The following is a 14,335-nucleotide window of genomic DNA, read 5'->3' on the forward strand; positions in this document are numbered from 1 at the left end:
GCGGGAGTGAGTCCCTGGGGAATGGTTGATTAGCCCCCCTTCGCCCTAGGCTGCTGGCATGGCCAGGGCATCGGCCGTTGACCAATAGGCGTAAATGGGGGTTTTGAGGGCGGGCAATTCGCCGCCGGTATTCACCTGCATGACCGTTAACCGATCGCCCGATCGCAGTTCTACCACGTAATGCACATGGGTTCCCAGGTACATCACGTTCTGCAACCAGCCCTCAAAGCAGTTCACCGCCAGGTCGGGCGGGTAAAGACTAACTTGAATTTTTTCGGGGCGCACGCTCACGGCCGCCGCCTCGCCCGCGCTGCCCGCCCAATCTCCACTGGGGGCCGCCACCAACTTCAGGCCGCTGTCGGTCACGATCGCGCTGCCGGTGCGATCGAACTCCGCCACCCGGCCTCGAAACAGATTCGTATCCCCAATGAAATCCGCCACAAACGGCGTGCGCGGTGACTCATAAATCTCGCTGGGGCTGCCCACCTGTTCCACGCGCCCTTCATTCATCACCGCGATCCGATCGGACAGGCTGAGGGCTTCCTCTTGGTCATGGGTCACCATCACAAAGGTCAACCCCAATTCCCGATGCAGCGTGGATAGTTCCATCTGCATTTCCTTGCGCAGTTTCAAGTCCAACGCGCCCAAGGGTTCATCCAACAGCAACACCGCCGGCCGGTTCACCAGGGCCCGAGCTAGGGCCACCCGTTGTTGTTGACCGCCCGATAGCTGGTTGGGATAGCGCCGGGCGAATTTCTCCATCTTCACCAGGGCCAAGGCCTCGTTCACCCGCTCCTCGGTTTCCGCCTTGCCACAGCGCTTGATCCGCAAACCAAAGGCCACATTGTCCCAAATGGTCATGTGTCCAAAGAGCGCATAGCTTTGAAACACGGTGTTGACGGGGCGCTGGTAAGGAGGCACATTCAGCATCGATTGCCCCCTAACCAGCACCTCGCCGGCCGAAGGTTGCTCAAAGCCAGCCACGAGGCGCAGGGTGGTGGTTTTGCCGCAACCGGAGGGACCCAAAATACTGAAAAACTCACCCCGCCCGATGTGGAGATCCACGCCGCGCACAGCGGTTTCGCCGTTATAGACTTTGAAGACTTTTCGTAACTCGACATCCAGTTGGGTATCGGTTTCGATCGCCTGGCTGGCTCGGATTGCGGTTTGGGACATGGCCGGTGATGCTGCCGGGGATTGAAAGACCATCGAGGCAATTGTTCCAGGGCAATTGTTCCAGGGTGGTTGTTCTGGGGCAGTTGTTCAAACCTGGCGGTTCATAGGCGATCGAACCTCAGGTTTGAGCTTCGTCACTGAACAACGGGAACTGAACAACGGGAACTGGACAACGGGAATTGAACAAATCTTGCCCTATTCTATGCCGACTATTTCGGGTTTTGCGATGAACTCCATCGGCGGCGGTCTGCGGGAGCAGTCTGTGGCAAGCTGATTAAATCGCCCTTATTAGCCCTCATCGATTAGCCCTTTTCGCTGCGCCCGCGCTGGGCTGTTGTCGTTCCATGGTCGCATCGCCCCCTCCCAACTCGCCCAAATTGGATCAACAGCCGGAACGGACGATCGGGCGGCGCTACCAGCCGTTGGGGTGTTTGGTCGTGGCCGTGGTGTTGTTAGGGGGCATTGGCAGCCGGTTGGCCTATCTGCAACTGGTGGAAGGACAGCGCTATCGACAATTGGCGGCGGCCAGCCGAATTCGACTGATGCCAACCCTGCCAACCCGGGCTGCCCTGCTGGATCGATCGGGGCGGGTGTTGGTGGATAATCGCCCCTCAATTTCGGCCATGGCTTGGCCCGTGGCCCAATCGCCGCAAGAGTGGCGGGCCATTTTGCCGGAGTTGGCCCGAGTGTTGGGGCGGCCGGAGTCGGAATTGCTGGCACGACTGGAGCAGGCCGGTTGGCGATCGCCCGTATTGGTGCGCTTGGCCCGGGGGTTGCCCCCTTCGCAAATGACCACGGTGGCGGAGTTGGCCACCCAAGTGCGCGGCCTGGCGATCCAGCCCGAGGCAGAGCGCGACTATCCCCACGGACAGCTCGCCCAGACCATTTTGGGCAAGGTGGGGGAGGTGAACGCGGCGGAGGTCGATCGCCTGGAGCCGCTGCAAGATTACCGATCGGGCGATCTGATTGGGCGATCGGGCTTGGAAGCGGCCCTGGAGGCCCAACTGCGGGGCCAGTCCGGGGGCGAGCAAGTGGAACTCGATCGCAATGGTCTGCCTGTGCGCGTGTTGGCCCGCAAACCCACGGAACCGCCCACGCCGGTTCGCCTGACCCTAGATTTACCGCTGCAACAAACCCTGGAGGGGCTGATTAACGGAGTCAGCGGGGCCGCAGTTGCCCTGGATCCGGACAATGGCGCGGTCTTGGCCATGGCCGGCCAGTGGCCCAACCCGGGTCAGGGGGGCAACCGGGCCCTGAAAGCCATTCGTCCGGGCGCGCTGTTCAAGTGGATTACCGCCGTGGCGGCGCTGGAGTCGGGGCAAATGGCCCTTCATCAACGGTGGCGGATCGATCGCCGCAGTCGTCCCGGTGGGTTGCCCTGGGCGGAATTTACCAAGGTCACCTGGCCAAGCATTGTCACCCTCAACTTTCGAGAGGCCTTGGGCAAGTTAGACACCCAAGACAGTGATGCATTTTTTGAGCAGGTGGCGCTCCGGCTGGATAGCACCAACACGATCGCCTGGGCCCGTCGGTTTGGGTTTGGCCAGCGATCGGGCATTGAACTGGCCGAGGATGAGGATCCGGGCCCCAGCTTGGAAGCCCTTTGGAAACGGGAATCGGTGCAAGCCCGCTGGTATTTGGGCGAAGGGGTGAATCTGGCCTTGGGCCGGGGCGAAATGGCCGCCTCCCCCCTGCAAATTGCCGTGATGGCCGCCGTGGCGGTGAATGGTGGCTATCGGGTGCAACCCCATTTGGTCAAGGATCGATCGGCCCAGGTCAGCCGGGAGTTTTTGGGGTTGCAGCCCAGCACCTTGGAATTGTTGCGATCGGCCCTGCAACCGCGCACCAGCAGCCTCCCCGCCCCCGAGGCGAGCCAGCCTCCCGATCGCCCACCCCAACCCAACGCCGCGATCGGCTGGTTGGCCACCCACAGCCTGGTGCGGCAAAGCGACCAACCGATCGGCGCTTGGGCCGTGGCTGCGGGCCCCGCCAACGATCCCAAAATTGTCGTGGTTACCTTTGTGGAGCCGCCGAGCGATCGCCCCTTGGTTTCCGCCGATTCCGCCGCAGTTCCATCCAACGGTGCGGCGAGCCAAGAACCCAGCGCCCCCGCTGCCCAAGCCGCCGAACAAATTGCCGGAGCAACGGTGGTCAACTATGTGCAATCGCTCGATCGCTGGCTTCCCTAGGGCGGACAGCTAATGCTCATCAGGTCTTCGCGGATCCAGGCCCGGCGATGAGGCGGCACGATCTCGCCCTGACCCGATCGGGACTTGGTGACCATGTGCCACTGATTGCCCTGGCCATCGGTGCGGGTCAGGGGATTGGGTTCCCACCGCTCATTCGCGTCGTTGAGCAAAATCACCGTACTGCTCGGATTGACTCGATCTACGATCGGGAATTGAGTGCCCGGGCCCGATCGCAAATTCACCGCTGAATTACCGCGAATTGTGCCGAAACAATTGGCTCCAAGGGATTGCCCTGAACTCGGCGGGGCGATCGCAAGACTCAAAATTGTGGCAATGCCCATTGCGGTCGGCAAAAGGGGAAGTGATTGAACAAGAAATTTCATGATCTAATCTTGGTTTGAATCTTTAATTCCTGAAATTTTTAAAGGCCTAATCTAAGGAATCAGGCTCTGAGGAACTGGCAAAAGGCACAACGGAATTGAGCTAATTTTGGAACCTTGAATTCACCCCATAATCAACCATAATTTGAAATCTGGAATCTGGAATCTGGAATCTGGAATCTGGAATCTGGAATCTGAAATCTGGAATCTGAAATCTGGAATCTGAGATTAATTCTGAAGTTAATGGTGACTGGTCGGGAAAAAGTACCGCGTTTCTCCCTGCTGCCCAATTTGATATTCTGCCCCAAATTCAATCGACATGCGATCGAGATAGGCGCGGGCCCGATCGGCCTCCAAGCCCGATCGCATGGCAAATTCAAATAGGGTGACCTGGCCTTGTCCTTCAGCCAACAATTCCATCAAACATTGACGTAGCTGTTCCTGTTGTTGGCGCTCTTGATTTTTTTGTTGTGTTTGATGTTGTTTTTTAAGATCCCAAAGCAGCCAGCCACCACCCGCCACAAAGGGCGCACCAAAGACAACACATCCCAAAATAGCGCTTTGGTTTTCGCGCTCCCGATCGGCAACGGTTTGTCCCGGTTCCAAGGGCGACAACGGAACCAAAAGAGCGACCAGCCAAAAGAAGCCGCCCAGGGTGAGAAAGCTGCCCGCCAGAATTTTCTTAATGATTTTCATGGGAATTTTTGCAAGATGCGATCGCGGAGGGGCTGGCCTGCTGGCAAAGGCAAATCACGACAGCTAAGAGGCCTCGGCCGAGGGGCTACCGCTGAATTTCGGCTGTTGGATGATGGGCCACTGAGTCAGGGGTTGCTTGAGCCTCCACACCTTGTTAGCAAATTTTATTGGCAGATTTCATCGGCAAATTTGGCGACAGGCTTGTTAGCAAATTTTGGCGGTCGGTTCTAGCCACTTTAGCCACCAACTTGAGTTACTGATCAGGCTCTGGGTTCGTTCAATCAAAAAAACAAAAACGGGATAAGCCATGCCTATCCCGCCAGATTAGATCATTTGGATCATTGGGGATAGACGAAGCAAGCTTGTTGCCCGATCGCCCTGTTGAATCCAATCGATTAATCAAATCAACTCATCAAATTGACGCAATTCGTGCAATCGCCATAGCCAGCCCGATCGCCCTAGGCCGCTTGCAAGGTGGCGATCGCTTGGGTGATGGCGGCCAACGCTTCGTCAATTTCGGCGGCAGTGACAATCAGGGGCGGCACAAATCGCACCACCTGCGGCCCGGCCGGCACCAGCAACAGACCGGCGGCCATGGCGGTTTTGACCAAATCGATCGAGCTGAGGCCCGCATCCTCCTTTAGCACCAGACCGTTGATTAGACCCCAACCGCGCACTTCCGCAATCAAGTTGGGGTATTGAACCGCCAGGGCCTTCAGACCCGCCCGCAATTGCTCGCCCCGATCGCGCACATTGTCCAAAAAGCCCGGCGCGCCCACCGTTTGGCAAACGGCCATCGCCACCCCACAGGCAAAGGGATTGCCGCCGTAGGTGCTGGCGTGGTCACCCGGTTCAAACACATTGCACTTGGCCTTGCACAGCAGGGCCCCGATCGGGATGCCGCCGCCCAAACCCTTGGCGGAAGTGAAAATATCCGGCTCAATGCCCAGGTTTTCGTAGCCCCACAGTTGCCCCGTGCGGCCAACGCCCACTTGCACTTCATCAAGAATCAACAAGATGCCCCGATCGTCGCAAATTTCCCGAACCCGTTGGAAATAAGCCCGATCGCCCGGACGCACGCCCCCTTCTCCCTGGAGCGCTTCCAGCATGATGGCAGCAACGCGGGGGCCGTTGGTTTCCAAGCGGGCGATCGTCGCTTCCAGGGCCGCAATGTCGTTGTAAGGGATATATTCAAACCCCGGAACCAGAGGGCTGAAGTTCTTTTGATATTTGGGCTGGCCGGTGGCGGTGATGGTGGCCAAGGTGCGCCCGTGGAAGCTGGCGTGGGCCGTGAGGATCACCGGTTCATCAATGCCCAACACCGTGTGGGCATATTTGCGGGCCAGTTTGATTGCGCCCTCGTTGGCTTCGGCTCCGGAGTTACAGAAAAACGCCCGATCGGCGCAGGAATGTTCCACCAACCAGGCCGCCAATGCCCCTTGTTCAGGGATGTAGTAAAGATTGGAAACGTGGTGCAGTTTTTGAATCTGCTGGCTCACGGCGCTGGTCATCACCGGGTGGGCATGGCCCAGGGTGCAGGTGGCAATGCCCGCCACAAAGTCCAGATAGCTGCGGCCCTCGGTGTCCCAAACGCGGCTACCTTCGCCACGCTCCAGGGCGATCGCGAAGCGGCCGTAGGTTTTCATGACGGCTGCGTCAAAGGCCTCGGTGGAAAAGGCAACTGGGGCGATCGAGGCGGGATCAGCGAGGACTTGGGGACTCACGATGGTTGCTCCTAAACAATGGCTTTAACGGCAAATCCGATGAAGGGAACGGTAGGGATCGTCGTTAAAGGTTGGGTTGATTGTAGAGGAGGAAACCAAGGGCTTGCTAGATCTGATTTGGATCCTGAGGGTCGATCGGTCTGGAAATCTTGACTTGGGCCCGGCAACGGTTGACTCGGCGCGATCGACCCGCGATCGGCGAATTCCCACCCGGGCGGATAATGGAACTCCGTTGGTTCCCTTGGCCTCAGCCCGGTGGCCGCCAATGTTGCACCTTGCCGATGTTTGCCTCGCCGATGTTTGCTATGACCGCCGCTGCCATGAGTTCCGCAAGTTCTGCCCCTGAGCCTAGTCCCGTTGCGTCTGATCCTGTGGGGTCTGATCCTGTGGAGCCTGACTTTGTGGATTCTGGCCCTGTGGATTCTGGCCTGGATGAATCGATTAATGGGAGCCGATCGGGGGCGGAGGCACTCCCCGCTGAGTCGATCGACTGGGGCCACTTGTCCGTGCTCCGAGATGAATGTGTCGCGGGTCTGCAACCTCGATCGGGCGGGTGCTATCTGGATGCCACGCTGGGGGCTGGGGGCCACACGGCGGCCCTGCTGGCGGCCGATCCAGAGGTGCGGGTGGTGGGCCTCGATTGTGACGATCGCGCCTTGGCGATCGCGCGGGAACGGTTGGCCCCCTGGGGCGATCGCGTCACCTTCGTGCGCAGCAACTTTGCGCAGTTCAACCCCGGCGATCAGCAATTTGACGGCATTTTGGCAGACTTGGGCGTTAGCTCCATGCAGTTTGACCAGCCCGATCGGGGTTTCAGCTTTCGCCACGACGGCCCCTTGGACATGCGCATGGACGATCGGCTCACGGAATCCGCCGCCGACGTGGTGAACCATTGGCAAGAAGTGCCCCTGGCTAACGCGATCTATACCTATGGTGAAGAACGATTATCTCGGCGGATTGCTCGGGCGATCGTGGAACAGCGGCAAACGCAGCCTTTCCAAACCACCCTCGAGCTGGCCAACGCGATCGCCCGCTGTGTGCCCGGTAAATATCGCCATGGGCGTATCCATCCCGCCACCCGCACCTTTCAGGCCCTGCGGATTGTGGTGAACCAAGAGTTGGCAGTTTTGGAAACCCTGCTCGATCGGGCCCCCAATTGGCTCGCTCCCCAAGGCCGCCTCGCCGTCATCAGCTTCCACAGCCTTGAGGATCGAATTGTGAAGCACCGACTGCGAGAATCAACCCAACTCAAAGTCATCACCAAAAAGCCCATCTGCCCCAACGATGCTGAAATGGGTCAAAATTCCCGATCGCGATCCGCAAAATTGCGAATTGCAGAGAGAATCTAGCCGAATCAATGCCAATGGGTTTCTTTTGAACTTTTCCTGTATTTTTCTTTGGGGGCTGCTGAAATTTCTCGGCCACTGAAGGATTGATGAGCGGGATGATTCAAAACCCAATGATTTCTCCAGCCCAATGATTCCTCAAGCCAAAACTGGGTAAAAACTAATCAGTTGCTTGGCCAGTCGCTCGGCCAGTCGCTTAGCCAGCGCATCTGGTCATTGGTTCGTCAACGGCCAGGGCATGGGCTGAATCAGTCGGTTTGTGTCTAGGATTTCACGCCCAGTGTTTCAGCACATCGGGTAGGCTAGGGTAGAACGTGGGAATTCCCCCTTGTCCCGAGTGAGCCTTGGCCCACTTGTATCGATCGCTACACCAGTCCCGAAGATCAATTCTCTTCCCAGCTTGGAAGCGGCCCATTCCTCACTCAGGAATGGCGCGATCAACCGGATCATGGTCGTCAGAATCGAAAAGGCTAAGTAATAAAAACTAGCCTCCTTTCTAGCCCCCTTTGTCGATCGGGTAACCTTGTTTGCAAAAACCTAACCCGATGCCCATCCCCATCCCTGGGGTCACCCCCACGACCCCCGCCAACCCTGTCCAGCAGTGCAAGTGGAGCACGCGATGAGCTTAGTCGTCCAAACCACACCAAGAGCAGAAACAAAACTCAAATTGATGGTGGTTGATGACGAACCGGATAACCTCGATTTGTTGTATCGAACCTTCCGTCGCGACTTCGCGGTTTATAAGGCTGACAGTGGTTTCAATGCCTTGGAAGTGCTCGATCGCGACGGGGAAATGGCCGTGATCGTCTCAGACCAGCGGATGCCGGGCATGAACGGCACTGAGTTTTTGAGCAAAACCGTCGATCGATTCCCCGACACGATCCGCATTATTCTGACCGGCTACACCGACGTAGAAGACCTCGTAGGAGCCATCAACTCCGGTAAAGTTTTCCGATATCTGACAAAGCCCTGGAGTCCCGACGAACTCAAATCCGTCGTGAACCAAGCGGCCGAAACCTATCGTGTGGTTAAGCGCCGCACGAACGAGTTAAACAGGGCCCTGCGCCGCGAATCCCTGTTTAACGCCATGATGAGCGCAATTCGGGAATCCCTGAATTACGACAGCATGTTGCCCACCATCGCCCAGACCATCACCACCACCCTGAACGCCCATTGCGCCTTGTTGCAGCCCGTGGAAGGGGGGCAAGCCAAAGGAGAACCCCTGCGCTACCCACTCGATCGGGATGACTGGAGCCTGACCCACGAAGACGGGCAATTGCGGGATCCGGTGCAAGCGGCCCTGGAGCACTTGACCATTCAGCAAACCCAAGTCAACACCGATGGCAGCGACAGCCCAGGGGGAGCCATCGATGAGTTGCTCATTCCTTTGGTCTATCAACAGGAATGTTTGGCCCTGTTGTCCCTGGTGCGCCAAGGACAACCCGGCTGGCAAACCGATGAAGTGGCGTTGATTTCGGAGCTAACAGAACAGGCGGCCTTGGCCCTTTCCCAAGCCCGTCTGTATCAGCGCACCGAAGCCCAAACCCAGCAGTTCCGCATGGAATTGGAAGTGGCGCGGCAGGTGCAGGCGGACTTGTTGCGCCAACATTGGCCAGAAGTACTCGGGGTGCGTGTGCAGGCGGAATGCCAGCCCGCGCGCGAAGTGGGGGGCGACTTTTTTGAAGTCTTTATCCATCCTCAGGGGGATGTGTGGTTAGCGGTTGGGGATGTGTCCGGAAAGGGGGTTCCGGCGGCCCTATTTATGGCCAGTTCGATCTCTGTTTTGCGCCAAGAACTGGCTCGGGCGGAGTCTCCGGAGCCAGATGAAGCGATTCGGCGGCTGAATCGGGCCCTGTTTGAAAATTTGTTTAATAGCAATCGATTCATTACGATTGCCCTAGCACGCTACACTCCCAGCACGAGACGCTTGAGCTATGCCAACGCGGGTCACGTCTACCCCGTGGTTTGGTCGCCCCAGGTGGTTCAGGAAAAAGTCCTGGCCGGTGGCGATCTCAAGGAAATTGAGCCAACCTATCTCAAGGCTCGGGGAGTGCCGCTGGGTATCTTGCCGGAGTGGAAAGGTACGGGGGGGGAACAGACTCTAGAGCCAGGGGAGGCTCTGCTGATGGCTAGTGACGGAATTACGGAAGCAACAGTGGCGAACATACAACTCCCGGGAACAAGTTTGGTGAACGGTTCAATGTTGCAACAGGAGGGCCTGTGGGAACTGTTGAAGCAACAAGGAAGCCCGTTTGATCTCAAGCGCTTGTTGGCGACCTTGCAACAGGTTGCGCCCGACGAGCAAGAAGACGACCAGACCCTACTGCTGCTGGAGGTTCTGTAAACCGATGAGAACTGAAATCCAAGTCCCAAGCAACTTGAAGTTTCTAACCATTGTTGAGCAGTGGTTACTCGGTTCCCTGGAAATTGAGCTAGGCGATCGAGTGGATTGGGCCCGCCAGTCGAACCGTCTGCGGCTGGTGTTGGCGGAGGCCTATTCCAACGTGGTGCGCCATGCCCACAAGGATCGCCCCCACCTGCCGGTGGAGATGTCGGTGGAGGTGCAGGATCGGGAGCTGGCGATCGAGATTTGGGATCGCGGCCAGGGCTTCAGTTTGGATAATTACCTGCCGCCAGTGCCGGAAGCCAAGCAGGAGAATGGCTATGGCTGGTTGATTTTGAACCGGCTGATGGATCGGGTGGAATATCGGTTGCAGGTGGATGGCAAAAACTGCCTGGTGCTGTTGGCGACGTTGCCCCCTCGGGAAGAGTCCCAATCCAAAAACTAGGACTACAGGCTCAAAAACTAGGACTACAGGCTATAGGGCTACAGGCCAGTGGACTACAGGCTAGTGGATCGAACAGTCCGATCGGGTCAGCGATGGGGTCTAGTCCGGCTCCTGAGCGATCGCCCATGCTCGCCTGCGATCCTCCCGATTGTGGGGCCGATCGCCTAAGCCATCACTTCCGCCATCAGATCGTCGGTCATTTCAAAGTTGGTGGCGACGCTTTGCACGTCGTCTAAGTCTTCGATCGTGTCCATCATTTTGATGAGGGCTTTGGCTTGATCGCGATCGGTCACGGCGACGGTGTTGGTGGGAAACCAACGAGTTTCCGATTGCCACACCCGAAAGCCACGCGCCTTCAGCACCGATTCCAAATTTTCCAAGTTATCTGGGGCTGTTTTGACTTCAAACCCCACGAGGTCAAATCCCTTTTGGTCTTGGCCAGAGAAGGGATCATAGGATTCTCCTTCCCCCTCGATCGAGGCTTCCAGCAGCGCATCTTCCTCGATCGCCTCGCCCACGATGGTGACCACGCCCTTGTTTTCAAACATCCAGCCCACGCAGCCGGTTTCCCCCAGGTTGCCGCCGTTTTTGCTGAAGGCCACGCGCAGGTCAGCAGCGGTGCGGTTGCGATTGTCCGTGAGGGCTTCAATCAGCACGGCCACGCCACCGGGGCCATAGCCCTCATAGCGAATGGCTTCCAGTTCCGCCCCTTCCCCCGCCAGCCGACCGGCTCCCTTGGCGATCGCCCGATCGATGTTGGCATTGGGCACACCAGCCGCCTTGGCCTTGTCGATCGCGGTTCGCAGTTGGAAATTACCGGTAGGATCCGCACCACTGCGGGCCGCCACAATAATCTCCCGCGACAGTTTGGTAAAGACACTGCCGCGCACCGCATCCACCCGGGCCTTTTGGCGCTTAATGTTTGCCCATTTACTATGTCCGGCCATGGCTCCAACTAAATCGATGAAAGATTGAACGAACCCAGGACTAAGATCGGTCTTTGGCAAGACGAATCAAAGATCGCCTTGAAATTTTAAGGGCCGATGCGATCGAACGGGATTAAGTTGCCCAATTTTCTAAACGCTCTTGTCTAAACGCTCTTGCCTAAACGCTGCTCATTGTTCCACTAGCGCTCACGACGATCAAAAGACCAATGCATAGGATTGCTGCGTTGCCCGGTGGCTGGGAACCGAATACAGAAGGCGTTATTTTTGTTGAGCAAACTCCGGCTCCGATCATTGTTTTGACGGCCAAAGATACGGATATTCAAACGCTGTCGATCGCCCGTCGATCGCTGCCGGAAAATTTCCCAGCCATCCGCGCCACTAACCTCTTGCAACTGCAACAGCAACTGACGATCGATACCTATGCTGAGGACGTTTTGTCGCAAGCGCAGGTAATTGTTTTGCGCTTGTTGGGGGGCCGTGCCTATTGGAGCTACGGGCTAGAGGTGGTGCGAGATCTAGCTGAGCGATCGGGCATTGGGCTGTTGGTTTTGCCCGGAGACGATCGCCCAGATCCTGACTTGGTTTCCCATTCAACGGCTCCCTTGAGTTTGTGTGACCAGATTTGGCGCTATTTGAATGAAGGTGGCGTAGAGAATGTTCAAAATGCGCTCTTGAAGTTATCAGATACCTATTTTCAAACGCAATATCAACCTCCCAATCCTCAGCCGATCGAACGTTGGGGCTTTTACCAATATCCTCAAAATAATGCCCCTGAAGGCTCCCCAGTTTCTAAACCGATTGGAACCGTTGGAATTGTTGGAATTTTATTTTATCGAGCCTATTATCAAGCGGGAAACTTAGCGGCGATCGATCAACTATGCCATGCCCTGTTGGCGGTGAATTTGCAACCAGTGCCCATTTACGTGGCTTCGTTGCAAGATTCGGATATTCAGGAAGAAGTGGGTTCCGCTCTGAAATCTCAGGCGATCGACCTGTTATTGGCTTCAACGGGATTTGCAATCACCAAGGCCCAATCTACCCTTGGCCAGGCGCAACCCCATTCCCTTTGGCAGCGGTTAAATGTGCCTGTTTTGCAAATTATTTTGAGCAGCGGAACCCAAGATCAATGGCTCACCAACCAGCAAGGGTTATCCCCTCGAGATATGGCAATGCAGGTGGCGCTGCCGGAGGTGGACGGTCGGGTGGCAACTCGGCTGGTGGCTTGCAAATCGGTGCAACAGCGCGATCGAGATTTAGAAACAGAAACGATCGCGCTTGAACCCATTCCCGATCGCTTGGATTTTGTGGCAAAACTGGCGGCTAATTGGGTGAAGTTGCGGCGATCAGCTCCTGGCGATCGCCCGATCGCTATTGTGTTGGCCAATTATCCAAATCGAGATGGGCGCTTGGCCAATGGTGTTGGCTTGGATACGCCCCAAAGTTGTGTTGATTTTCTGTGGGCCTTGGCGCGATCGGGCTATGACTTGGGTGATTTAGAACAATTGCCAAAAACTGGTGACCAACTCATTCAGCAACTGACCCAAGGAACGACCAATGATCCTGAGGGCTGGACGGGGCGATCCATTCGCCAATATCTATCATTCACGAACTACCAAACCTGGTTTGAAACCTTGCCGATCGAGGTGCAAGAGGCAATCAATCAGCGCTGGGGATCCCTGGCCAATCCGAAACCGGATCATGAGCAATGGTTTCCCAAAACGGTGATTGAAAAAGAGCCGGTAATTCCCATTTCAGGGTTGCAATGGGGCAAGGTTTTTGTGGGCATTCAACCGGCCCGAGGATACGATCGGGATCCTAGTTTGAACTATCACGCGCCAGACTTGGAACCCACCCATGAATATTTAGCGTTTTATGAGTGGTTGCGATCGCAATTTGCCGCTCAGGCGATCATCCATTTTGGGAAGCATGGCAATTTAGAATGGTTGCCCGGAAAAGGCATTGCTCTCTCAGAGAATTGCTTCCCGGAAATTGCCCTTGGGCCGGTTCCTCATTTTTATCCATTTATTGTGAATGATCCCGGTGAAGGCTCGCAAGCCAAACGACGGGCCCAGGCGGTAATTTTAGATCACCTAACCCCACCGTTAACTAGGGCAGAACTGTATGGTGATTTGAGCTTAATTGAGGGCCTGATCGACGAATACTATGAAGCGCAAAGTTTAGATCCCAAGCGAACTCGGGTGATCGCTCCTAAATTATTGAAACTGATTGAAGATAATCAGCTCGATCAGGATCTCAAAACCAAACTAGGAGCTGCTAATTATTCCTTAACTCGGGGATCAAACTCAGCTCAGATCGTTCTCGAAAACCAATCAGCCATTGAAGATCTGATCGCCGCTCTGGATGGCTATCTTTGCGAACTGAAGGAAGCCCAAATTCGGGATGGCTTGCATATTTTTGGGCATTGTCCCACGGGCGAGCAATTGCGTGATTTGACCGTGGCGATCGCCCGTTCTGCCCAAGGCGGCCAAGGGGGCCTGACGCGGGCGATCGCCCAAGATTGGCAACTGAGCTTCGATCCCCTCACGGCCGATTGGGGCGATCCGTTGCCGGAGGTCGATCGCTGGCCCCACCTAGCCACCTGCCGCACCTTGGGAGACGCGATCGCCGTTCTGGAAACCCAGGCCAGCGAAGCCGTGGCGGCCCTCATTGCCGATCGCCCCTGGCCGTCCGTGGGATCCCACACGGATCAGGCTTTGGCTTGGGTGCGCGATCGGCTCCTGCCCGCCTTGCGCCAAACTCCCCAGGAAATCGATCGGCTCTTGCAGGGACTCAATGGCGAATTTGTGCCGCCGGGGCCATCGGGGGCCCCCAGCCGGGGCCGCGCGGACGTGTTGCCCACCGGCCGCAATTTCTACTCGGTGGATTTGCGATCTCTGCCCACGGAAAGCGCTTGGGAAGTGGGGCGCAAGGCTGCCGACACCCTGATTGAACGCTATGTTCAGGAAAACGGCGATTATCCAACCACCCTCGGGTTGTCAGTTTGGGGCACTTCCACCATGCGCACCGGAGGCGATGACTTGGCGGAAGCGTTGGCGCTGTTGGGGGTGCGGCCCCGCTGGGATGGGGC

The 14,335-nt window shown here is 56.9% G+C and carries 11 protein-coding genes; 6 read left to right on the plus strand and 5 right to left on the minus strand.

Annotated features, from left to right (window positions below; translation table 11 throughout):
• Positions 1-45: 45 nt before the first annotated feature.
• On the minus strand, positions 46-1,176 hold the full coding sequence (locus AMR42_RS15430; RefSeq protein ID WP_099534550.1) for an ABC transporter ATP-binding protein: 1,131 nt from the start codon (positions 1,174-1,176) through the stop codon (positions 46-48).
• Between the two features lie 344 nt (positions 1,177-1,520).
• On the opposite strand from AMR42_RS15430, the gene AMR42_RS15435 reads away from it, so the two are divergent.
• Positions 1,521-3,365 carry a penicillin-binding transpeptidase domain-containing protein gene (locus AMR42_RS15435; protein ID WP_099534551.1) on the plus strand — a complete coding sequence of 615 codons (1,845 nt, stop codon included), beginning with the start codon at positions 1,521-1,523 and terminating at the stop codon, positions 3,363-3,365.
• Here AMR42_RS15435 and AMR42_RS15440 read toward each other — a convergent pair.
• The 3 genes from AMR42_RS15440 to AMR42_RS15455 form a co-directional block, all read right to left on the minus strand.
• Positions 3,362-3,706: an SH3 domain-containing protein gene (locus tag AMR42_RS15440; protein ID WP_099534552.1), complete on the minus strand. Its 345-nt coding sequence runs from the start codon at positions 3,704-3,706 to the stop codon at positions 3,362-3,364. The two genes, AMR42_RS15435 and AMR42_RS15440, sit on opposite strands and share 4 nt — an antisense overlap.
• 279 nt (positions 3,707-3,985) lie before the next feature.
• A complete protein-coding gene (locus AMR42_RS15450) occupies positions 3,986-4,441 on the minus strand; it encodes a hypothetical protein (RefSeq protein ID WP_099534553.1) in 456 nt (151 codons plus the stop codon).
• Between the two features lie 458 nt (positions 4,442-4,899).
• The gene (locus AMR42_RS15455; protein WP_368670746.1) at positions 4,900-6,165 is read right to left on the minus strand and encodes an aspartate aminotransferase family protein; all 1,266 of its coding nucleotides are present in this window, start codon (positions 6,163-6,165) and stop codon (positions 4,900-4,902) included.
• 103 nt (positions 6,166-6,268) lie between these two features.
• Between AMR42_RS15455 and AMR42_RS15460 the strand changes: the two genes are divergently transcribed.
• From AMR42_RS15460 to AMR42_RS15475, 4 genes are all read left to right on the plus strand, one after another.
• Entirely contained in the window at positions 6,269-6,511 is a 243-nt protein-coding gene (locus tag AMR42_RS15460; RefSeq protein WP_143473133.1) for a hypothetical protein, read from the plus strand.
• A gap of 94 nt (positions 6,512-6,605) precedes the next feature.
• Positions 6,606-7,514, plus strand: coding sequence for a 16S rRNA (cytosine(1402)-N(4))-methyltransferase RsmH (rsmH, locus tag AMR42_RS15465; RefSeq protein ID WP_368670747.1), 909 nt, complete (start codon positions 6,606-6,608; stop codon positions 7,512-7,514).
• A gap of 616 nt (positions 7,515-8,130) precedes the next feature.
• Complete coding sequence (locus AMR42_RS15470) at positions 8,131-9,855, plus strand: SpoIIE family protein phosphatase (RefSeq protein ID WP_099534556.1); 1,725 nt, start codon at positions 8,131-8,133, stop codon at positions 9,853-9,855.
• 4 nt (positions 9,856-9,859) lie between these two features.
• Positions 9,860-10,300 (plus strand): anti-sigma regulatory factor, encoded by a 441-nt coding sequence (locus tag AMR42_RS15475; RefSeq protein ID WP_099534557.1) that lies wholly within the window; start codon positions 9,860-9,862, stop codon positions 10,298-10,300.
• A gap of 164 nt (positions 10,301-10,464) precedes the next feature.
• On the opposite strand, the gene AMR42_RS15480 is transcribed toward AMR42_RS15475, so the two are convergent.
• Positions 10,465-11,247: a YebC/PmpR family DNA-binding transcriptional regulator gene (locus tag AMR42_RS15480; RefSeq protein ID WP_099534558.1), complete on the minus strand. Its 783-nt coding sequence runs from the start codon at positions 11,245-11,247 to the stop codon at positions 10,465-10,467.
• A 206-nt stretch (positions 11,248-11,453) separates the two neighbouring features.
• Here AMR42_RS15480 and cobN point away from each other — a divergent pair.
• A partial coding sequence (gene cobN, locus AMR42_RS15485; RefSeq protein WP_099534561.1) for a cobaltochelatase subunit CobN occupies positions 11,454-14,335 on the plus strand: 2,882 nt, incomplete at its 3' end.

Source organism: Limnothrix sp. PR1529 (assembly GCF_002742025.1).
In the GTDB taxonomy this organism is placed as follows: Bacteria; Cyanobacteriota; Cyanobacteriia; order CACIAM-69d; family CACIAM-69d; genus CACIAM-69d.